The sequence below is a fragment of the Microbacterium sp. NPDC057658 genome (assembly GCF_042799975.1).
GTDB lineage: Bacteria > Actinomycetota > Actinomycetes > Actinomycetales > Microbacteriaceae > Microbacterium.
In genome coordinates, this window is record NZ_JBHVHT010000001.1 from 491,990 (window position 1) to 512,468 (window position 20,479).

The window sequence follows — 20,479 nt, forward strand, 5'->3', positions numbered from 1 at the left end:
ACTTAGGCCTTCGCAGCCTTGGCGGCCTTGCGGGCAGCCTTCTCTTCGGAGCGCTTGGCCTCGGAAGCGATCATCGCCTGAGCCTCTTCGGCGCGGAGCACCTTGGTGCGCATGATCTGCTCGTTCAGCTTGAGCTGACGGTCGAGCTCCTGCGTGGCGGCGCTGGTCGCGGTGAAGTTGACGACGGCGTAGATGCCCTCGGTCTTCTTCTGGATCTCGTAGGCGAGACGGCGCTTGCCCCAGATGTCGACGTTCTCGATAGAGCCACCATCGTTGGTGATGACCTTCAGGAACTTGTCGAGCGTCGGGGCGACCTGGCGCTCGTCGATCTCGGGGGTCAGAATGACCATGAGTTCGTACTGGTGCGTCACTTACCCACCTCCTTCGGACTAGAACGGCTCTCGGGACTTTCCCGGGAGCAGGAGGGTGTGTGCACATGCCCGCCCCAGGAGACCGAATGGACGCCGGAAGGCAGACAACCTCGACAGTCTAGCGGAGTTTCCTCGGAGCTGCCTCCCGCACTTCCCGCGCGGCCTTGGCATGCTGGAGGGTGTGCCTGGTGACGGTCATCGGCACGGACCTGGAGGGGGGCGCCATGCGCGTCAACAAGTGGGGGGTCGGCGTCGTGCTGGCCGCCGCCGTCATGCTCACCGGATGCTCGGCGGGAGCGTCGGAGAAGCCGGCCGAGTCGAAGCCGAGCGGGGCCGCATCGCAGGAGGCCGAAGCGCCGTCCAGCGACTGCCCCGAACTCGCCGACGGTGCCACCGTCGACGGCTCGGCCCTCGGCGCCTGCATCGCCGAGGCCATGACCGACACCGCCGGCTACGCCGCCAAGACCGTCGTGATGGGCATGGAGTCCACCACGCGCTTCAACCCGTCCGAGAAGGCGCTGGAGTCGCTCTCGCCGATGGGCTCGATCGTCGCGATCGGCGACGACGTCTGGGTGAAGTCGCCCTCGAGCGACTGGCAGGCCGCCGACCCGTCGTCGAGCGACCCCATCATCGCCGGCCTCAGCACCACGGCGAAGGACGTCACCGCGATGGACCCGGCCGAGACGGCGAAGGCCATCACGGGCGACTTCACCGTGACCGGCACGGGCGAGCGCCTCGGCCAGAAGGTCTACCTCGTCAGCGGCACCGTCGAGCAGGCGGGCACGCCGGTCGAGGTCGTGTTCGAGGTCACCGAGGACTACGTCAACCTCGCCTCGACCAGCTCCGCGACCGTCCAGGGGCAGTCGGTCGACGTCGCCCTCGAGATCACCGAGTGGGACGTGAAGCAGGACATCGTCGCGCCGCTCTGATCGGACGAGACACACGGAAGGGCCGGAGCGCACGCTCCGGCCCTTCGCCGTATCCGGCGTCAATACGCGACGGGAGGAACCTCGGCCCAGACCGCGCGGTCGTCGGCGGAGGGGGCATCGGGGATGCGGCCCGTGCCGTCCGGCTCCGGGATCGCAGCGAGCAGCGCCTGCGTGTAGGGGTGCCGCGGCGCCGCCCAGAGCTCGTCGGTCGGCCCCGATTCGAGCACCCTCCCGCCGAACATGACGAACGTGCGGTCGGCGATGCGGCGCACGACGGCGAGGTCGTGGGAGATGAAGAGCATCCCCGCGCCGGACTCGGCCACGAGATCGCGCATCAGTCCCGCGACACTCGTCTGGGTGGACGCGTCGAGGGCGGAGATGGGCTCGTCGGCCACGAGCAGCGAGGGCCGCGCGGCGAGGGCCCGGGCGATCGCGATGCGCTGCTTCTGGCCGCCGGAGAACTGATGCGGGAAGCGGGTGCGCACCTCGGCGGGCAGTCCCACCCGCTCCAGCCACTCCTCCACGGTGGAGCCGGCGGCACCGCGCGCACGGGCGGTCGCGATGCCGTCGGAGATCTGGTCGCCGATCCGCCGGCGCGGGTTCAGCGAGGTCGCCGGGTCCTGGAAGACCATCTGGATGCCGGTGAGCGCCGTGTCACGACGGCGGATCCCCAGCGGCGCGACGGGGGCGCCGCGGAACGACACCGTCCCGGCGGCGGTCTTCTCGATGCCGACGACGGCGCGGGCCAGGCTCGACTTGCCGCTGCCGGACTCGCCCACGAGGGCGACCGTCTCCCCCGCCGCGACACTCAGCGAGACGCCGTTGACCGCGATCACGGGCGGGGTGCCCGGGTACCGCACCACCACGTCGCGGGCGTCGAGGACGCTGACCTCACTCATCCGCAGCCTCCTCGGGGCTCTCGTCGATGCGCGACCCCGGCAGTGCCGCGAGCAGCATGCGGGTGTACTCGTGCTGCGGGGCGCGGAAGAGCGTCTCCCGATCGGCGAGCTCGACGATGCGGCCGTCCTTCATGACGGCGACCGTGTCCGCGATCGCACTCATCACGCCCAGGTCGTGGGTCACGAGCAGAACGGCGAGATTCCGCTCGATCGCGAGGTCGCGCAGGAGCTTCAGGATGCCTGCCTGCACCGTCACGTCGAGGGCGGTCGTCGGCTCGTCCGCGAGCAGCACCTCCGGGTCGCACGCGAGGGCGCACGCGATCGCGATGCGCTGCCGCTGTCCGCCGGAGAACTGATGGGGATACCGCTTCAGGGCCTCGGCCGGGTTCGGCACCTGCACGGTCTGGAGCAGCTCCACCGCCCGCTCGCGCGCAGCGGCCCCCTTGAGTCCGAGGTGCACGCGCATGTGGTCGGTGAGCTGGCGGCCGACCGGCAGCTGCGGATGCAGCGAGGCCGACGGGTCCTGGAAGACCATCGCGATGCGCTTCCCGCGGACGCGGTTGAGCCCCCGGCGGTTGCGACCGACCAGCTCCTCCCCCGCGAGCAGGATCGAGCCGCCGGTCTTCGCCTGTCGCGGCAGGAGGCCGAGCACCGCCAGGGAGGTGAGCGTCTTACCGGAGCCCGACTCCCCCGCGAGGCCGTGGATGCGCCCGGGTTCGAGCTCCAGGGACACGCCCTTCACGAGCGGACGGCCGATGTCGATCGTGAGGTCGCGGATGCTCAGCGTCGCCGTGCTCTGCGCGGTCATGCGGGCACCCCCGTCGCGGAGGCGGTGTGCTCCGCCTGCTTCTCGTGTGTGATCTCGGCGGTCGGGTCGAGCACGTCGCGCATCGCGTCGCCGAGGAAGTTGAACGCGAGCACCACGGTGAGGATCGCGAGTCCCGGGAAGACTCCGAGCCACCAGGCGTCGAAGTTCTGCATCGCGCCGGAGATCATCGAGCCCCACTCCGCCGTCGGCGGCTGCGCACCGAGACCGAGGAAGGAGAGCCCCGAGAGGAGCAGGATGGCCGCGCCGATGTCGAGCGTCGCGAGCACGAGGACCGGGCCGGCGATGTTCGGCAGGATGTCGACGAAGAGCGTGCGCAGCGGCGAGTGGCCGAGTAGGCGGCCGGCGATCACATAGTTCTGCCCGCGGAGACCGAGCACGATGCTGCGGGTGACGCGGGCGTACTGCGGCCACGAGACCACGATCGCGGCGATGACGGCGTTGAACAGCGAGGGGCCGAGCGAGGCCGCGACCACCATGGCGAGGATCACGGTCGGGAAGGCCATGAAGAGGTCGGTGATGCGCATGAGCGTCTCGTCGACCGCGCGACCGAAGTACCCGGCGACCGCACCGACGAGGGTGCCGATGATGAGGGCGGCGATCACGAGCATGAGCGCGAGCGGCAGGCTCACCGTCGCGCCAGTCATCAGCCGGGAGAAGATGTCGCGGCCGTTGCCGTCGGTACCGAGGATCGTGTCGATGCCCGGCGGCTGCAGGCGCGGCAGCACCTGCGCGTTCGGCGGGTAGGGCACCCACCACTGCGCGGTGAAGGCGACGATGATCCAGGCACCGGCGATGACGGTGCCGATGATGCCGAGCGGAGTGCGCCAGGCACGCGGCCAGCGGAAGCGGAAGCGTCCGGCGGGGGTCGCTGCGGCGATGCGGCTCATGCGATCCTCACTCTCGGGTCGAGCACGCCGTAGAGCAGGTCCACGATGAAGTTGATGAGGAGGTAGATGACGCCGACCACGAGACCGACGCCCATGATGCCGGGCAGGTCGAGGTTGGCGGCGGAGTTGTAGGCGTACGTTCCCAGTCCCGGCCAGGCGAACACCGACTCGACGAGCACGGTTCCGGAGAGCAGGGCCCCGAACGCGACACCCACCACGGTGAGGATCGGCAGCGAGGCGCCCCGGAGCACATAGTCGAGGATGACGCGCATCGCCGGCAGGCCCTTGGCCCGGGCCGCGCGCACGTAGTCGCTGCCGAGGACCTCGAGCACCGACGTGCGGATGAAGCGGGTGAGCAGCCCGATGGTCACGAGCGAGAGCACCATGACCGGAAGCGCGAGGTGCGCGAGGGCGTCGAAGAAGCCCACCGCGTCGCCGTTGAGCAGGTAGTCGACCGTGTAGAGCCCGGTCACGCGCGGCGGCGGGGTGATCGACGGCGAGATGCGTCCGGAACCCGGGGCGATCCGCAGCTCCAGGAAGAACACGTAGAAGCTGACCAGAGCGAGCCAGAAGGTCGGGACGCTGAGCCCGACGAGCGTGACGACGCGGATCACCTGGTCGGTGACGAGGCCGCGGCGGTAGGCGGCCAGGGTACCGAGCACGATGCTGACCGCGAGGCTGACGATGATCGCGCCGATCGCGATCTCGATCGTCGCGGGCACCGCGGTGGCGAGGTCGCTGGTGACCGGGCGTCCGGTCACCAGCGACGTGCCGAGGTCCCCGCGGAGCAGGTTCCCCATATAGATGAAGTACTGCACGAACAGTGGCTGGTCGAGTCCGTTCGCCTTGATGAACGCCTCGCGCGTCGCGGGGTTCTGCGACGCGCCCTCACCGAGCGCGGCCGAGACCGGGTCTCCCGGCACCAGGTTGGTGAGCGCGAACGTGACGATCGTCACGCCCACCAACAGGAGCAGAGAGGTCCCGGCCCGCCGCAGCAGGTATCCGACGAGAGGCGAGCGGCGCCGCTGCGCCTGCCTCTGCACGACCACTGTCGTCATGGCGATCCGCTCAGCCGGCCGGCTGGATCTCGGCGATGTCCATCTCCCACACGGAGTTGTACACGGCACCGGACACGCTGGAGGCGGAGGAGATGTTGCGACCGGGGACGATCAGCGGCACGAACGGGCCCTCGGCCTGCATGGCCTCGGCGAACTCGGTGAAGGCCTCGGTGCGCTGCTCGGCGTCGGTCGCGGCGGCCGCACCGGCGGCAATGCCCGCGATCTCCGGGTTGGCCTCGGCCGCCCAGCCGGCGCGGAGACCGACCTTCAGTCCCGGGGCGAAGGGGAGGAAGTTCGCCGAGTCGGCGTAGTCCGGACCCCAGAACCACAGGCCGAAGCCCTCGGTGCCGTTGACGTACGCGTCGAGCTCGGTCGCGAACGGTGCCGGAGCCAGGTCGACGGCGATGCCGGCGTCCTCGAGCTGCGCCTGGATGCGCTCCGCGAGCGGGGTGAACTCCACGCCGCCGACCGGGTAGTCGTTCGGGAACTGGAGCGTGAGGGTCTGACCGGTGTACCCGGCCTCCTCCAGCGCGGCCTTCGCCTTGTCGAGGTCCTGCTTCACGCCGCTGTCGAGGGCACCCTCGAACCCGGGCGGGATGACGCCGGTCGCCTGGACCGCGCCGGCACCGGCGAGCTCGAGCAGCGCGTCGTAGTCGAGCGCGTAGCGGATGGCCTCCGCGATTTTCACATTCGCGAGGTCACCGCCGGCCTCGCCCTGGTTGAGCAGCAGGAAGATGGTCTGGCCGGACGGGACCGAGTCGACGCTGATGTCATCGCCGAGACCGGCGACCTGGTCGCCGTTGAGGTCCATCGCGACCATCGAGTCGCCGCCCTTGAGGTTGGCGAGCTGGGTCGCGCTCTCCGAGACGTTGCGCACGACGACGCGGCTGTAGGCCGACTCCTCGTCGCCGTTGTACTCGTCGTTGCGCGTGAGCACGACCTGCGAGCTGAGGTCGAGCGTGTCCAGCACGAACGGGCCGGATCCGGCGGACTCGCCGTCGAGGAAGCCCTGGGCGCTGTCGGAGCCGTCGGTGCTTCCGCCGTTCTCCATCACGACGTCGGCGTTGACGATGCCGAGCGCCGGGTTCGCGAGGATCGCGGGGAGCTGCAGGAGCGGGGTCTCCGAGGTGAACCGGATGGTCTTGTCGTCGACCTCCTCGATCGTGAGGCCGCCGAGCAGGAAGTTCGGCTTGGCGTCTTCCATGCCCTGGATGCGCTGCAGCGAGAACACGACGTCCTTCGCCTCGATGGGCGAGCCGTCGGAGAACACGCGGTCGCCCTCGAGCGTGAACGTGAACTCGGTCGCCTCGTCGTTCTGCTCCCACGACGCGAGGCCCGGGACCGGAGTGGAGACGTCGGAGCCCTCGAAGTCGACGAGGGTCTCGTACAGCGCCTTCGCGATCATGTTGCCGGTCGGGTCGTACGTGTGACCCGGGTCGGCCGTCTCAATCGAGAACGCGGTGTCGATGACGAGGGAGTCGGAGCCCTGGGACGACTCGGAGGTGTTCGCCGAGTTCCCTCCCGAGCAACCTGCGAGCGCCAGGAGCGCGACGGCTCCGAGCGCGATGACCGGCGTGATACGGCGTGACGACATCAGGGCCTCCAAGGGCGAGGAGTACATTCGGGTCCGGTCGCCACCGATGTGGACGACCGGGGATCAGATTCGCATCATATGCGACGATGTGTCCAGCAAGTGCGCGTCACACAGGCACGCATTGTCGAGAACCTCGGATGTGAGGAGCAATATGTCCAGCAAGGACGCGGATCCGTCGAAGCAATCTGGACGAAGTGCCGCCCCTTTGGATGAGACGGCGTACAGAATCCTCGATGTGCTGCGCGATAACGGTCGCGTCTCGATCGCCGCGCTGGCCGAGAAGGTGGGCATCTCGCGGGCCAGCGCGTACACGCGGGTCGAGTCGCTCGTGCACGACGGCGTCATCACCGGATTCAGCGCCCGCGTGGATCAGGCGAAGGCCGGGCTGTCGATCGGAGCCCTCGTCTTCGTGACCGTGATGCCGCAGGCCTGGGCCTCGTTCCGGGAGCGGATCATCGAGATGCCGGACGTGGAGTGGTGCGCGATCACGACCGGCGAGCACGATGCGATGCTGCTCATCCGCGCGGTCGACGTGAGCGGTGTGCACGAGTTCTCGACGGGGGTCATCGCGCAGCTCCCCGAGGTGCGGACGGTGGTCAGCGTCGTCGTGCTCGACGAGGTGATCCGGCGCCCCTACCTGCTTCCCGGAGACCTGCCCGAGCGGCAGACGGAGGTGCCGCTGGGGATGACCCGGTGGACGCCGGCCTCCCCCGGTCGGGACGCGCTGCCGCCACGCTGAGTCAGGTGGCCGGGATCTCCTCGACGACGCTGAGCTGCGGGAGGCCGTGCATCTCGTAGTGCTCCACCAGGCGGATGCGGCCGTCCTCGGTCAGCTCCAGCTCGCTCTCGCCGTCGCCGGTGACCACGGTGCCGTCGGCCTTGAGCACATGGACGAACGAGACCCAGATCGTGTCGCCGGTACGCGTGCCGACGAACTTCCCGAAGGTGACCGTGTCGCCCTCGTAGCCGCCCCAGATCGCGCCGTCGCGTTCGAAGTACTCGAAGACGCTGGGGGCGTCGGGGTCGACGGCGGAGGTCGTGGACGAGACCATGCGGAAGCGTCGGCCGTCGAGGGAGGGGAGAGTGGCGGTGGCAGTCACCCCTCGATTATGGGGGATCGACGGCCGCGGCTCGCGTCGTCGGACGCGGCCGGTACCGTGGTCGCATGGAGTGGATCGCAGACCCCGGCGTCGGCGCGTGGCTGCGGGAGACCCTCGACGACAGTCTGGGGAGCATGCACGCGGTCGTCCCCCGCGGCTTCCCCGCGTACGCCCGGATCTTCCATCCCGCCACGGTGCGGGAGAGTCCCACGGCGGCGGATTCCGACGTGCGCGTCAGCTGGGCGGACACCGCCGCCGCCTTCGGCACGACGATGCACGCAGAGGCGCAGTGGCACCGGATCGTGCGCACTCCCGTCGACGCCGACTGGCGGAGCCGCATCGCTCCGGACGGCCGCGAGTTCACGGCGCCGATGGAGGGCGCGCTCGACAGCGACCTCGTGACGGTCCTGGCCGGGCACCTCGCCGCCCACACCGCGACACCGGACGACGGGGTCGTCGCGCTCTGGGAGGGGTTCGGCGGTCTGGTCGGCTTCTTCGGGGACGGGTTGTCCCGTGTCTTCCTCACGTTCAGCGAAGACCCGCACCATCAGGCGATGCTCGACCGCAGCACGCACGACCCCTTCAACAACGTCTTCCGGAAGCCCACCTGGCAGGACGGCATCCTCTCGCGCGAGATCTCCGAAGGGCCCCGGCTGCAGCTCCCCGGGCGCGACTACGTGCTGTTCTCCGGGGGTGCCAGGGCCTTCGCGGATCCGGACTGGGTGCTCGGCGTGCCGTGGCGCGACCGGGTCGGCGAGGAGCACGGCTTCCCGCCCGCCGCCCAGAGCCCGAACATCCTCTGGCCCGCCGATCGCGCCTGGGTGATGGTCTCGGAGATCGACTACGACTCCACGATCGTGGCGGGCTCGCCCGAACTCATCCGCGCGATCTGCACGGACGCGCGGCTGGAGGCGAAGGCACTTCGCGAGGGCGCCGACCTCACGTGGGATGCCGACGAGGTCAACCGATGACGTCTCCGCAGGCGTCGGCGTCCTTCGATGCGCGCCCCCTCACCGATCCGGTCGAACCGGCCGCCGTCCGCGCCTTCACGGCGGAGCTCCGGTCCCGGCGGACGACCGGCATGGCGGTGTCGTCGATCATCGCCGTCGTGGCCGTCGCGATCGCCGGGGTCGTGATGCTTCCGATCCTCGCCTCCGTGGTGGTGGCGCTGGCAGCGGGCAGCGGCTCCCCCGCCGCGGCGGCGATCCCCCTCGTGCTCCTCCTGCTGGTGGCCGCGGGGGTGGGGGTGCTCATCTGGATGGGCGTCCGCAACGCGCGCACCGCCCGGTACCGCCTGCACCGGTTCGCCCAGGCCAACGGCATGACGTACGAGCCGCGCGTGGACGATCCGCCGCTCCCCGGAATGATCTTCCATCTCGGCCGCTCGCGCATGGCCACCGACCTGGTCCGCGGCACGAATCCGCGGTTCGTGGAGTTCGGCAACTACCAGTACACGGTGCAGTCCGGGAAGAACTCGACGACGTATCGCTGGGGCTATGTGGCCGTGAAGCTGGATGTGCCCCTGCCGAACATCGTGCTCGACGCGAAGGGCAACAACGGCTTCGGCTCCAACCTGCCGGCCTCGTTCCAGCGGGCACAGCGCCTGTCGCTCGAGGGCGACTTCGACCAGCACTTCACCCTGTACTGCCCGGACGGCTACGAGCAGGACGCGCTCTACCTCTTCACGCCCGACATCATGGCGCGCTTCATCGACAACGCCGCGCAGCTCGACGTCGAGATCGTCGACGACTGGCTGTTCCTCTACACGCCCCGCCGCGCGTCCACGCTCGACCCGGCGACCTGGGCGTGGCTGTTCGGGACGGTGGGGGCGCTCTTGACCAAGCTCGACCAGTGGGCGCGGTGGCGCGACGACCGCCTCGCCGCCGCGGCGACGCCCGGGGGCCACGCTCTCCCGTTCGCTGCGCCGGCCGGGATGATCACCCCACCGCCGGGGGTCGCGCCGCAGGGTCGGCGCCTCAAGCGCACAGGCACCTGGGTGCCGATCGTCGTGGTGATCGGATTCGCGGTCTTCTGGATGCTCAGCCGCTGGAACTGAGGCCGAACCCGATGTGGGGGTGGGTGCCGTTCTGGGGAACCGACGCCCACCCCATCCCCCCTCGGGATCGAAAGGAATTCGACGTTCCCTCCGCATTGACGGTTCGACCGTCCCGCCCGTGGTCAGCTGGGGACTGACGCTGCGTGGCGATACCGGGATGGTATACCGGCAGACGTTGCACCCGGTTGCGTTCATGCGCGGGAATGCACTTTCCCGCGCGGCGCTCAGCGGTGCATCGAGCTGTCGGCTGCGGCCCCGCTCGCGGTCTCCGCGGCCAGGACCGCGTCGAGCGTCTGCCAGGCGTCCGCAGCGCGCATCGCCTCTCCGACCTGCCGTGCGCGGTCGCGGAACGCCGGCTCGACGAGCACCCGGCGCACGGCCTCGGCGACCTGTCCCGGTTCCGGCGCGTTCGTCCGCAGGTTGATGCCCACGCCGGTCCACCCGACTCGGGCGGAGACCTCGACCTTGTCCTCCGTCTGCCCCGCGACCACCAGCGGGACGCCCTGGGCCAGGGCCTGCTGCACCCCGCCGAAGCCGCCGTTCGTGACGAACACGTCGACCTCCGGCAGCAGTCGGTCGTAGGGCAGGTACTCGGCGACGCGGACGTTGGCCGGCAGCTCCGCCGGGAGCGCGTCGACAGGACGGCCGCCGGTGGAGACGACCACGAGGGCGTCCGTCGCGGCAAGCCCGGCGATCGTGGGAAGCACGAGCTGGCCGAAGTCGGCGTTGGCGATCGTCCCCTGACTGACATGGATCACGGGCCGCCGTCCGTCCAGGTCGGACCACCACTCGGGCAGTGGCACGGTCGCCGCCGCCGCGGGCAGGGGGCCGGCGAAGTGCACGGACGCCGGGAGGTCGGAGCGCGGGTACTCGAACGCCGGCACCGAGAACTGCACGTACGCGTCGGCGCGGCCCGCCCAGTCGAGCACGAATCCGCCGAGATCGCGGCCGACCGCCTCGCGCGCCATGGCGTCGGCCTCCTTCTGCACGCCGCCGAAGATGACGCGCTCCGCCACGGTGCGGAGGAAGGCGTTGCGCACCCGACCGAACGGCCCGCGCATCGGCGTGACTCCGAGCCCGAACGGGGCCGTGTCGACACTGCGGGCGCCGAGCGGGAAGATGCCGAGGACCACGACCGGGGGCCGTTCGGCCTTCGGCAGCCGCTGCAGCAGCGCCGCACCGACGAACAGCGGCTCGGTGAGGACGGCGTCGATGCGGTTCCGCGCCAGCTCGACGCGCACGGCCTCGAGCTGAGCCCGGCCCGGGCGGATGAAGAGAGTGCTCATGTCGAAGCGGAGGGCGGCCACCCCGGTGAGACCTTCGCGCTCGGGGAACGCGCCGTTCGCATCGTCGAGATCGACGTCGGCCTCCGCCGGCAGCGGACGGAACCGCGCGCCCGCCGCGGTCACCTGCTCCTCGTACCGGGTGCTCGTGAGGAAGAGGACGTCGTGCCCGCCCGCGACCAGGTGCCTGGCGACCTGCAGCAGCGGGAGCACATGCCCGTGGGCGGGAGTGCAGGTGAGGAGGTAACGGGACATGGCGACTCTCTCGATAGGGTTGGTTGTACCGTTGAAGTATTCATCACCCCTTGAGGAAAGTCAATGACGTCGAATGCACGCCCTTACCGCTCCGCCCTGCGGACCCGACAGGCCGAGGAGACCCGTGCGCGCATCGTCGCGGCAGCTGCCCGCCTGTTCGCCGCGCAGGGATACCAGGCGACGACGATCTCTGCGATCGCCAAGGAGGCCGGGGTCTCCGCGGAGACGGTGAAGACCACGGCGGCGAAGGCGGAGTTGCTCATCGCCGCCTTCGAGGTCACCTTCTCCGGCTCGGAGGCCGCCGAGACCCTCGCCGACACCGAGGCCGGCTCCGGGTTGACGACTCTGCCCGACGACGTGTTCCTCGACGCGGTCATCGCGCAGATCGGCGCGGCGAACGAGCGGGGGCATGCGCTCTGGACGGTCCTCCTGGGCGCGGCGCTCTCCGACCCGGTCGTCGACGCCGCCCTCCAGCGCATCCTCGCGAACCGGGCGGCGGACTACCGGGGGTTCGCGGCGGAACTCCAGCGCCGAGGCATCGTCGACTCGGACCACGACGGCGACGCCCTCGCCGACGTGCTGTCGTTCCTGCTCTCGCCGGAGAGCCACCAGCAGCTCGTCGTGCAGTCCGGATGGTCGCCGGAGCGCTATCGCTCCTGGCTGCGGAGCGCTGTGCTCGCCGCGGCCTCTCCGTCGGTATGACGGCTCACCGCGCGGACCAGCCGCCGTCCATCGTGTAGCTCGCGCCGGTCACCATCCCGGCGGCGTCAGCGGCGAGCCAGACGGCAAGGCCGGCGACCTCCTCCGGCTCCACGAGGCGTTTGATCGCGGCTTCGGTGAGGAGCACCTTCTCCAGGACCTCGCTCTCCGGAATGCCGTGCACCCGCGCCTGGTCGGCGATCTGGCGCTCCACGAGAGGCGTGCGCACGTACCCGGGATTGATGCAGTTGCTCGTGACCCCGTGCGCGGCACCCTCCAGCGCCGTCACCTTCGACAGCCCTTCCAGGCCGTGCTTGGCCGCCACGTAGGCCGCCTTGAACGGTGAGGCGCGAAGACCGTGGACGCTCGACATGTTGATGATCCGCCCGAAGCCCCGCTCGTACATCCCCGGGAGTACGGCCCGGGTCAGCAGGAACGGCGCCTCGAGCATCAGCTGCAGGAGAAGCGAGAAGCGGGCGGGGTCGAACTCCTCGATCGGGCTGACGTGCTGCACGCCCGCGTTGTTGACGAGGATGTCGGTGTCGAGGCGGAGTGCGGCCAGTGCATCGCGGTCGGTGAGGTCGATCTGCCACGCCGCCCCGCCGATCTCGTCGGCGAGGGCTTCGGCCGCGTCGCCGTCGATGTCGGCGATCGTCACGCGGGCACCCGCCTGGGCAAAGGCTCTCGCGCCGGCGGCACCGATCCCGCTCGCTCCCCCGGTGACGAGAGCACGACGTCCGTGCAGATCCGTCATGCGGCACTCGCAGCCGCGGTGCGGGCGTTCGTGCGGGCGGCATCCGCGTCGTCGATGGCCTGCAGGGACACGCCCTTCGTCTCCCGCAGCGAGAGCACCGCGATCGCCGTGACGATGCAGGCGAACACGATGTAGAGCGCGATCGGCAGCCAGGAGCCGAAGTCCCGGAGCCACTGGATCGCCAGGATCGGCGCCAGCGATCCGGCGAGGATCGCCGTGACCTGCGACCCCAGCGAGACGCCGGAGTACCGCATCCGCGTCGGGAACAGTTCGGCCATGACCGCCGGCTGCGGCGCGTACATGAACGCGTGGAAGCAGAGGCCGATGGTGACCGCGAGGACGATGAGCACGGGGTTCAGGGTGTCGAACATCGGGAAGGCGAAGAAGGCCCAGGTGGCGCTGAGGATCGCGCCTGTGAGGTACACCGGCTTGCGGCCCCAGCGGTCGGCGAGCCGTCCCGCCTGCGGGATGATCGCGAAATGCACGACGTGCGCGATGAGCAGGGCGAGCAGCAGCTGACTGGTGTCGTACTCGTGCACGGTCTTGAGGTACACGATCGTGAAGCTGACGACGATGTAGTAGACGATGTTCTCGGCGAAACGGAGGCCCATCGCCTGCACGATCCCGATCGGATACCGGCGCAGCACCTCGACGACGCCGTAGGAGGTGGCCTTCTCCGCCTCGACCTGCGCCTTCGCCTCCAGGAAGATCGGAGCCTCCTCGACGTTGCGGCGGATGTAGTAGCCGACGAGCACGATCACCGCGGAGAGCCAGAACGCGATGCGCCAGCCCCACTCGAGGAACGCCGCCGAGCTCATCGCCCACGAGCTCACGAGGAGCACGAGCGTGGCGAGCAGGTTGCCGACGGGAACCGCGGCCTGGGGCCAGCTCGACCAGAACGCGCGCGACCGGTCGGGGCTCTGCTCCGCGACCAGGAGGACGGCCCCGCCCCACTCGCCGCCGACAGCGAAGCCCTGGATGAAGCGCAGCGCGACGAGCATCGCGGGCGCCCAGTAGCCGATGCTCTGGAAGCCGGGGAGGCACCCCATGAGGAAGGTCGCGGCGCCGACGATGATGATCGTGGCCTGCAGCGTGGGCTTGCGGCCGAAACGGTCGCCGATCTGACCGAAGACGATGCCGCCGAGCGGCCGCGCGATGAAGCCGACCGCATACGTCACGAAAGCGGCGATGATGCCGTCGAGCGGCGATCCGGTGGCCGGGAAGAAGTAGGTGCCGAAGACGAGGCTGGCGGCGGTCGCATAGAGGAAGAACTCGTACCACTCGACGACGGTGCCGGCCATGGAGGCGGCGACGACGCGCGTGAGCTTCGAGGAGGACGGGGCGGCGGCGGGGTGACCGGAGGCGCGGGTGGGGGCGGTCATTTCTCTCCTTCGGTGTCGACGGTGACACATCCGTTCCAGTGTCGGCACGGGCCGGATTTGCAGCAATGCCCAGTGGCGCGCAGCGGCTGTGCATAATTGCAGCATGGATGCGGCGAAGAGGCCTCGTGCCGACGATCTGCTCGTGCTGCTCGCGGTCGCCCGCACCGGCCGGTACACGAGCGCCGCCGCCCACCTCGGTCTCGATCACACGACGGTGGCGCGCCGCATCGCTGCCCTCGAGGACGCGCTCGGCGGACGGGTCGTCGCGCAATCCGCGTCCGGGTGGGAACTCACCGATCTCGGGCGCACCGCCGCCGAGACCGGTGGACGCATCGAGGCCGCGCTGTCCCAGCTCGACTCCGCCCCCGGCGAGACTCCTGATCCGATCGCCGGCGTCGTGCGCATGTCCGCCACGGACGGCTTCAGCGCCTACATCGCTGCCCCCGCGATCGCAGAGCTGCGCCGAGCACACCCACGGCTGACGGTCGAGATCGTCGCCGCCACGCGGAGGGCCGCCGAGCACCGCGCCGGGCTCGACCTGGAGGTGGTCGTGGGCGCGCCGCAGACCCGCCGCGCGCAGGCCGTGAAGCTCGGCACGTACACCCTCGGCATGTACGCCTCCCGGGACTACCTCGGCCGCACCGGCACCCCGGCATCGCGTGCCGAGGTGGAGCAGCATCGACTCGTGTACTTCGTCGACTCGATGCTCCAGGTGGACGCGCTCGACCTTCCGCGCCGCCTCGTTCCCGGCATGCAGGACGGACTCACCTCGACCAACGTCTTCGTGCACGTCGAGGCCACTCGCGCGGGAGCCGGGATCGGCCTGCTCCCCTGCTTCGCGGCCGACCGGCACCCGGATCTCGTGCGCCTGCTGCCCGAGGTCTTCGCCGAGAAGCTCCCGTACTACATGGTCGCGCGGCCCGAGTCGCTGCGGCTCCCCGCGGTCGCGGCGCTCGCCGAAGCCCTGCGCGCCCGCACGCGTGCTGCCAAGGCGATGCTCGACGGGGCCGGCTGAGCGCCGGTCAGAGCAACTCGGACACGAGGGTTTCGATGCGACCGCGGATGTCGTCGCGGATCGGCCGGACGGCGTCGATCCCCTGGCCGGCGGGGTCGTCGAGCACCCAGTCCTCGTAGCGCGTGCCGGGGAAGAACGGGCAGGCGTCACCGCAGCCCATCGTGATCACGACGTCCGACGCCTGCACGGCCTCGGTCGTGAGCACCTTCGGCTGCTCGGCCTTGATGTCGATGCCGACCTCCGCCATCGCCGCCACCGCGACGGGGTTGATCTCGGCAGCGGGCATCGACCCGGCGGAGCGCACCTCGATGCGGTCGCCGGCGAGGTGCCGGAGGAAGCCGGCGGCCATCTGCGAGCGCCCCGCGTTGTGGACGCAGACGAAGAGGACGGAGGGTCGGTACGGTGCGTTCACCGGGCAAGCGTATCCCGTTCGAATCGCCTGATTGGCTGCATCTCCGGCCGAAATGGGACCAATCAGGCGATTCGAAAGTCCTCAGACCAGGCCGAGGCTCGCCAGCTCCGCGGGGTCGAGCATCCGCGACCGGATGAGGAACCGCATCCCCGTCGGACCTTCGACGCTGAACCCGGCGCCGCGTCCCGGCACGACATCGATCGTCAGGTGCGTGAACTTCCAGTACTCGAACTGCGAGGCCGACATGAAGACCTCGACCGGATCGTCGAGCCCGACGTCGAGGGCGCCGAGGAGCACGTCGCCGGGGCCGGTGAGGAACATCCCCACCGGGTAGCACATGGGCGCGGAGCCGTCGCAGCAGCCGCCGGACTGGTGGAACATGAGCGGCCCGTGCTGCGCGGTGAGCTCGCGGACGAGCGCGGCGGCGGGGGCGGTCACCGCGACGCGGGCGGGCAGGGCGGCGTCGGCCATGGGGACTCCTTCCGGGATGCCGGGTGTCGGACCGGGCGGCGAGCGCCGTCCGACACCCGGGCGGGGGGATCAGAAGAAGCCCATCGGACCGTCCGCGTACGAGACGAGGAGGTTCTTCGTCTGCTGGTAGTGGTCGAGCATCATCTTGTGGTTCTCGCGGCCGACGCCCGACTGCTTGTACCCGCCGAACGCGGCATGGGCCGGGTACTGGTGGTAGGTGTTCGTCCACACACGGCCCGCCTCGATCGCCCGGCCTGCGCGGTACGCCGTGTCCCCGCTGCGACTCCACACCCCGGCGCCCAGGCCGTACAGGGTGTCGTTCGCGATCGAGATCGCGTCGTCGAAGTCGTCGAAGCTCGTGACCGAGAGCACCGGACCGAAGATCTCCTCCTGGAAGATCCGCATGTCGTTCGTCCCCTCGAACACGGTCGGCTGCACGTAGTAGCCCTCGCTGAGATCGCCGCCGAGGTCGGCGCGCTCGCCTCCCGTGAGCAGCCGGGCCCCGCCCTGCTTCCCGATGTCGATGTAGCTGAGGATCTTCTCCAGCTGATCGTTCGAGGCCTGCGCGCCGATCATGGTCGCGGGGTCGAGCGGATTGCCCTGCACGACCTTCTTCACACGCTCGAGGCCGTCGGCGAGGAACCCGTCGTAGATGGAGCGCTGGATGAGGGCGCGTGACGGGCAGGTGCAGACCTCGCCCTGGTTGAGCGCGAACATCGTGAAGCCCTCGAGCGCCTTGTCGTAGAACGGGTCGCTCGTGGATCGGGCCACGTCCTCGAAGAACACGTTCGGGCTCTTGCCCCCGAGTTCCAGGGTGACGGGGATGAGGTTCTGCGAGGCGTACTGCATGATGAGGCGCCCGGTCGTGGTCTCCCCGGTGAAGGCGACCTTGCGGATGCGCTTGTGCTGGGCGAGCGGGGCGCCGGCCTCGATGCCGAAACCGTTCACGATGTTGACGACTCCGGCCGGCAGCAGGTCGCCGATGATGTCGAACAGGAACAGGATCGATGCGGGCGTCTGCTCCGCGGGCTTGATGACGATGCAGTTGCCCGCGGCGAGCGCCGGCGCCAGCTTCCACACGGCCATGAGGATCGGGAAGTTCCAGGGGATGATCTGGCCGACGACGCCGAGCGGTTCGTGGAAGTGGTACGCGACGGTGTTCTCGTCGAGCTGGCTGATGCCGCCCTCCTGCGCGCGGAGCACGCCGGCGAAGTAGCGGAAGTGGTCGATGGCGAGCGGGATGTCGGCGGCGAGGGTCTCCCGCACGGGCTTGCCGTTCTCCCAGGTCTCGGCGACCGCGATCTCCTCCAGGTGCTGCTCCATCCGGTCGGCGATGCGGTTCAGGATCACGGAGCGCTCCGCGGGGCTGGTCTTGCCCCAGGCGGTGAAGGCCTTCCAGGCGACGTCGACGGCGCGGTCGATGTCCTCCACGGTGCCACGGCCGACCTCGGTGAAGGGCTTGCCGTTGACGGGACTGATGTTCTCGAAGTACTGGCCCTTGGCGGGTTCGACGAACTCGCCGCCGATGTAGTGGCCGTAGCGGGGCCGATAGCTCGCGACTGCTCCGGGCTGCCCGGGGGCCGCGTAGGCGAGGGACACGTCTTCTTCGACGATGGTCATGGGGGTCTCCTTCGACGGGGGCGCCGCGGCGTCGATGCCGCGGTGTTCCCTCGACGCTAGGCCGTCGCCCGTTGCACTCCCGGTGCGCAACGTTGCAGCCGGTTGCACCCCGTTTGAATCGCGCACTGTGCTGCATCCGCGGCCGAAATGGGGCCAATCGGGCGATTCGAATCAGGTGAGGCGCTCGATCCGGGTCACGAGACCGGCACGACGCGGCGAGCGCGCCGGCAGCATCTCCAACGCGAGCCGCAGCACCTCCGCGTCCTCGCTCCCCTCGGGGGTGTCCGCGTAGGCGAGCAGCACGTCGAGACTCGCCCCCGACAGCATCACCTCCCGCAGCGCCGCCCGGACCGAGTCACGGAACTCCTCCACGCCGGGTGAGGCCGACTCCGGCAGCACCGGCCCCCGATACGCCGTCAGAGCGACCCGGTGCGCCCCGCGATCCAGGAGGGACAGCACGTCGTGGGCGTCGGTCTCCAGCGGCACCGGAAGACGATACGGGCGGGACTCCGGCACGAGGTCCGGAGCCGCCCGCTCCAGGACCTTCCGCAGACGCACCATCTCCGGCCGCAGGGTGTCCGGCGAGACGCCGGAGCCGTAGACGAGCTCGGCGAGCCGGTCGGCGGAGAGTCCCTGACGGTGCACGGCCAGCATCAGGAGGATGGCGGCGTGCCGGGCGCTGAGCTCGGTGACCGCCTCCTCGTGCGCCGACACGGTCTCCAGCCGGGCGCGGTCGCGTCCGAGCACGTGCAGTCGCGCGCGGGCGAGGGGTTCCGGCGGCGTCCTGCCGGGCAGTCGTCGAGCCGGAGGCTCCGCCCGTCGCTGCAGCCGGGCCACGAGGAGCTCGGACTCGACCGCTCGCGCCGTCGCGTCGACGAGCAGTCGCGCCTGCGGGGTCACCACCTCCGGCCCCCCGGTGATGTCGATCACGCCCAGGACCCGCTGCGTCTCCGGGTCGCGCACGGGCGCCGCGGTGCACGACCACGGGTGCACCAGCCGGTTGTAGTGCTCGGCCCCGCGGATCTGCACCGACCGTTCCAGGGCGAGCGCGGTGCCGGGAGCGCTCGTGCCCACGGCGTCCTCCGCCCAGTTCGCGCCGGCGACGAACCCCATGCCCTCGGTCAGGGACCGCAGCTGCGCGTCCCCCTCGATCCACAGCAGGCGCCCGGCCTGGTCCCCCACGGCGATCACGACCCCCGAGTCCTCGGAGTCGCCGGGAAGCAGCAGCGCGCGGATCATCTCCATCGCCGAGGCGAGCGGATGAGCCAGACGATAGGCGTCGAGCTCGTCCTCATGCAGATCGAGCGGCGGCAGCCCCTCCGGACCGACGCGGCGGCGCCACGACCGCTCCCACGACTCGCGCACGAGCGGACGCACTTCGCGGAGGCGGTGATCGTCGAGGTTCCCGGCGATGAGCTCCTCGTGCGCACGCTCGACGAGGAGGCGAGACGCCGTCGGCGACGCCTCCCGCGGATCGTGCCACGTCGCAGACACGCGTTCTCCGTTCCTGGAGCCGGGAGCGTGCCCTCAGTGTACGAGCAGGATCGACCGGGCGGAACAGCAGCCGCGGCGGCGGTCAGGGCAGCAGCCCGGCCACGAGATCGTCGATCACGTCGTCGGTGGAGGTCTCCGGGTCGATCGGGGTGGTGAGCCGGTCGAGCAGCAGACCGTCGATCGCGTAGTGGAACAGGGCGATCTCCCGCCGGCCCCCGGGGAGACCCGCCCCGGTGTTGAAGGCGACGTCCGCGTCGAAGCCGGCCCGTTGCCAGGCGCCGAGCACGGCGGCGAGCTCGGGACGGCGCGCACTCTCGAGCCGCAGTTCGAAGAGGGCGAGGGTCACGTCGCGATCAGCGGTGAGGCGGCGCACGATGTCCCGGATGTAGTCGGCGAAGAGCTCCCGGCTCGGCGTGATCTCGGCCCTCCGCTCCAGGTCCTCGGGCGTCGGAGCCAGGCGTTCCCCGATGCGGTCGACGAGGCCCTCGATCAGCGCCTCCCTGCTGCGGAAGTAGTTCGACGTCGTGCCCGCGGGGACGTGCGCCTCGGCGTCGACCGCGCGGTGTGTGAGCCCCCGGGATCCTTCGCGAGCCAGCACCGCCAGCCCCGCATCCGCGATCTGCCGTCGTCGCGGCTCGTTCCTCGCCATGCCGCCACCCTAGCGCAATCACTACGACTGTCGTACTCTTAACCGCAACAGATGTAGTGATTGGAGAACGATGCGAGAGCTCGTGTACTACGCAGCGGTGACCCTGGACGGTTTCATCGCCGGGCCGGGCGGGGAGTTCGACGCCTTCCTCGTCGAGGGCGACCACATGGACGGCATCAACGCCCGCTTCGCCGACACCCTGCCGACCGTGGCCGCCGAAGCCCTCGGCATCCCGCAGCGCAACGACGTGTTCGACACCGTGTTGATGGGCAGGAACACGTACGAGGTGGGCGGGCTCGCAAGCCCGTACCGGCATCTGCGGCAGATCGTCTTCAGCCGCACCCGCACCGCCGCGGCCGAGAATCTCGAGGTGACGGCGGAGGACCCGGTGCACGTCGTGCGGCGCCTCAAGCGCGAGGAAGGCGGCGCAATCTGGCTGTGCGGCGGCGGGGCTCTCGCGGCGACGCTCGCCGACGAGATCGACCGGCTCATCCTGAAACGGCAGCCGCTGCTCTTCGGATCCGGCATCCCGCTCTTCGGCGACCGCCCCTACCGTCCCGAACGGTTCGAGGCCGTGGAGACGACCGCCTATGAATCGGGCGTCGTGGTGACGGAGTACGTGCGACAGCGCGGCGAGTGATCCCGTCGTCATCGGGTGCATAGCCGGTCGACGCCCGGTTGGCAATACCGTTCTCGGATCCGTTCCCGGTTCCTATCGTGGT

22 protein-coding genes are annotated in these 20,479 nt (G+C 70.2%); 7 read left to right on the forward strand and 15 right to left on the reverse strand.

Annotation, left to right across the window (positions count from 1 at the left end; all coding sequences use genetic code 11):
• Positions 1-2 precede the first annotated feature (2 nt).
• The gene (gene rpsF, locus ACFU8V_RS02350) at positions 3-371 is read right to left on the reverse strand and encodes a 30S ribosomal protein S6 (RefSeq protein WP_021201450.1); all 369 of its coding nucleotides are present in this window, start codon (positions 369-371) and stop codon (positions 3-5) included.
• 224 nt (positions 372-595) lie between these two features.
• Here rpsF and ACFU8V_RS02355 point away from each other — a divergent pair, with 224 nt between their 5' ends.
• Positions 596-1,300, forward strand: coding sequence for a hypothetical protein (locus tag ACFU8V_RS02355; protein WP_051582178.1), 705 nt, complete (start codon positions 596-598; stop codon positions 1,298-1,300).
• Positions 1,301-1,359: 59 nt separating this feature from the next.
• Here the strand turns inward: ACFU8V_RS02355 and ACFU8V_RS02360 are convergent, their stop codons facing one another.
• The 5 genes from ACFU8V_RS02360 to ACFU8V_RS02380 are packed head-to-tail and all read right to left on the reverse strand — an operon-like array spanning position 1,360 to position 6,567.
• Positions 1,360-2,199, reverse strand: a complete 840-nt coding sequence (locus ACFU8V_RS02360; protein WP_136051264.1) for an ABC transporter ATP-binding protein — start codon at positions 2,197-2,199, stop codon at positions 1,360-1,362.
• Entirely contained in the window at positions 2,192-3,007 is an 816-nt protein-coding gene (locus ACFU8V_RS02365; protein WP_062765819.1) for an ABC transporter ATP-binding protein, read from the reverse strand. Before ACFU8V_RS02365 ends, ACFU8V_RS02360 begins: the two co-directional genes overlap by 8 nt.
• Positions 3,004-3,915 carry an ABC transporter permease gene (locus ACFU8V_RS02370; RefSeq protein WP_025102819.1) on the reverse strand — a complete coding sequence of 304 codons (912 nt, stop codon included), beginning with the start codon at positions 3,913-3,915 and terminating at the stop codon, positions 3,004-3,006. Before ACFU8V_RS02370 ends, ACFU8V_RS02365 begins: the two co-directional genes overlap by 4 nt.
• Entirely contained in the window at positions 3,912-4,973 is a 1,062-nt protein-coding gene (locus ACFU8V_RS02375; protein ID WP_378868712.1) for an ABC transporter permease, read from the reverse strand. The genes ACFU8V_RS02370 and ACFU8V_RS02375 overlap by 4 nt, the downstream gene beginning before the upstream one ends.
• 10 nt (positions 4,974-4,983) lie before the next feature.
• On the reverse strand, positions 4,984-6,567 hold the full coding sequence (locus ACFU8V_RS02380) for an ABC transporter substrate-binding protein (RefSeq protein ID WP_062637783.1): 1,584 nt from the start codon (positions 6,565-6,567) through the stop codon (positions 4,984-4,986).
• A gap of 151 nt (positions 6,568-6,718) precedes the next feature.
• Here ACFU8V_RS02380 and ACFU8V_RS02385 point away from each other — a divergent pair, with 151 nt between their 5' ends.
• On the forward strand, positions 6,719-7,306 hold the full coding sequence (locus ACFU8V_RS02385) for an Lrp/AsnC family transcriptional regulator (protein WP_234024180.1): 588 nt from the start codon (positions 6,719-6,721) through the stop codon (positions 7,304-7,306).
• A gap of 1 nt (position 7,307) precedes the next feature.
• Here ACFU8V_RS02385 and ACFU8V_RS02390 read toward each other — a convergent pair whose 3' ends face one another.
• Positions 7,308-7,667, reverse strand: a complete 360-nt coding sequence (locus ACFU8V_RS02390; RefSeq protein WP_378868717.1) for a hypothetical protein — start codon at positions 7,665-7,667, stop codon at positions 7,308-7,310.
• 65 nt (positions 7,668-7,732) lie between these two features.
• Here ACFU8V_RS02390 and ACFU8V_RS02395 point away from each other — a divergent pair, with 65 nt between their 5' ends.
• Both ACFU8V_RS02395 and ACFU8V_RS02400 read left to right on the forward strand, forming a co-directional pair.
• The gene (locus tag ACFU8V_RS02395; RefSeq protein WP_378868719.1) at positions 7,733-8,638 is read left to right on the forward strand and encodes a hypothetical protein; all 906 of its coding nucleotides are present in this window, start codon (positions 7,733-7,735) and stop codon (positions 8,636-8,638) included.
• Positions 8,635-9,723 carry a hypothetical protein gene (locus tag ACFU8V_RS02400; protein WP_378868722.1) on the forward strand — a complete coding sequence of 363 codons (1,089 nt, stop codon included), beginning with the start codon at positions 8,635-8,637 and terminating at the stop codon, positions 9,721-9,723. Before ACFU8V_RS02395 ends, ACFU8V_RS02400 begins: the two co-directional genes overlap by 4 nt.
• Positions 9,724-9,947: 224 nt before the next feature.
• Here ACFU8V_RS02400 and ACFU8V_RS02405 read toward each other — a convergent pair whose 3' ends face one another.
• Positions 9,948-11,261, reverse strand: coding sequence for a glycosyltransferase (locus ACFU8V_RS02405; RefSeq protein WP_378868725.1), 1,314 nt, complete (start codon positions 11,259-11,261; stop codon positions 9,948-9,950).
• 63 nt (positions 11,262-11,324) lie between these two features.
• Between ACFU8V_RS02405 and ACFU8V_RS02410 the strand changes: the two genes are divergently transcribed.
• Positions 11,325-11,963, forward strand: a complete 639-nt coding sequence (locus ACFU8V_RS02410) for a TetR/AcrR family transcriptional regulator (RefSeq protein ID WP_378868728.1) — start codon at positions 11,325-11,327, stop codon at positions 11,961-11,963.
• A 4-nt stretch (positions 11,964-11,967) separates the two neighbouring features.
• Here the strand turns inward: ACFU8V_RS02410 and ACFU8V_RS02415 are convergent, their stop codons facing one another.
• Together ACFU8V_RS02415 and ACFU8V_RS02420 are read right to left on the reverse strand one after the other, a co-directional pair.
• Positions 11,968-12,714, reverse strand: a complete 747-nt coding sequence (locus tag ACFU8V_RS02415) for a 3-hydroxybutyrate dehydrogenase (RefSeq protein ID WP_378868731.1) — start codon at positions 12,712-12,714, stop codon at positions 11,968-11,970.
• Positions 12,711-14,096: an MFS transporter gene (locus ACFU8V_RS02420; protein ID WP_378868734.1), complete on the reverse strand. Its 1,386-nt coding sequence runs from the start codon at positions 14,094-14,096 to the stop codon at positions 12,711-12,713. Before ACFU8V_RS02420 ends, ACFU8V_RS02415 begins: the two co-directional genes overlap by 4 nt.
• A 103-nt stretch (positions 14,097-14,199) precedes the next feature.
• Between ACFU8V_RS02420 and ACFU8V_RS02425 the strand changes: the two genes are divergently transcribed.
• A complete protein-coding gene (locus tag ACFU8V_RS02425) occupies positions 14,200-15,111 on the forward strand; it encodes a LysR family transcriptional regulator (protein ID WP_062765846.1) in 912 nt (303 codons plus the stop codon).
• Between the two features lie 7 nt (positions 15,112-15,118).
• Here ACFU8V_RS02425 and ACFU8V_RS02430 read toward each other — a convergent pair whose 3' ends face one another.
• The 5 genes from ACFU8V_RS02430 to ACFU8V_RS02450 all read right to left on the reverse strand — a co-directional run bounded on the left by ACFU8V_RS02430 (position 15,119) and on the right by ACFU8V_RS02450 (position 19,757).
• On the reverse strand, positions 15,119-15,523 hold the full coding sequence (locus tag ACFU8V_RS02430; RefSeq protein WP_062765849.1) for an arsenate reductase ArsC: 405 nt from the start codon (positions 15,521-15,523) through the stop codon (positions 15,119-15,121).
• An 81-nt stretch (positions 15,524-15,604) separates the two neighbouring features.
• Positions 15,605-15,994: a DUF779 domain-containing protein gene (locus ACFU8V_RS02435; protein ID WP_085605273.1), complete on the reverse strand. Its 390-nt coding sequence runs from the start codon at positions 15,992-15,994 to the stop codon at positions 15,605-15,607.
• A gap of 69 nt (positions 15,995-16,063) precedes the next feature.
• Positions 16,064-17,614 (reverse strand): aldehyde dehydrogenase family protein, encoded by a 1,551-nt coding sequence (locus ACFU8V_RS02440; RefSeq protein WP_249521436.1) that lies wholly within the window; start codon positions 17,612-17,614, stop codon positions 16,064-16,066.
• A 171-nt stretch (positions 17,615-17,785) separates the two neighbouring features.
• A complete protein-coding gene (locus ACFU8V_RS02445) occupies positions 17,786-19,108 on the reverse strand; it encodes a GAF domain-containing protein (RefSeq protein ID WP_378868740.1) in 1,323 nt (440 codons plus the stop codon).
• 82 nt (positions 19,109-19,190) lie between these two features.
• A complete protein-coding gene (locus ACFU8V_RS02450) occupies positions 19,191-19,757 on the reverse strand; it encodes a TetR/AcrR family transcriptional regulator (protein ID WP_126893774.1) in 567 nt (188 codons plus the stop codon).
• A 70-nt stretch (positions 19,758-19,827) separates the two neighbouring features.
• Between ACFU8V_RS02450 and ACFU8V_RS02455 the strand changes: the two genes are divergently transcribed.
• On the forward strand, positions 19,828-20,397 hold the full coding sequence (locus ACFU8V_RS02455) for a dihydrofolate reductase family protein (protein WP_378868743.1): 570 nt from the start codon (positions 19,828-19,830) through the stop codon (positions 20,395-20,397).
• Positions 20,398-20,479 lie beyond the last annotated feature (82 nt).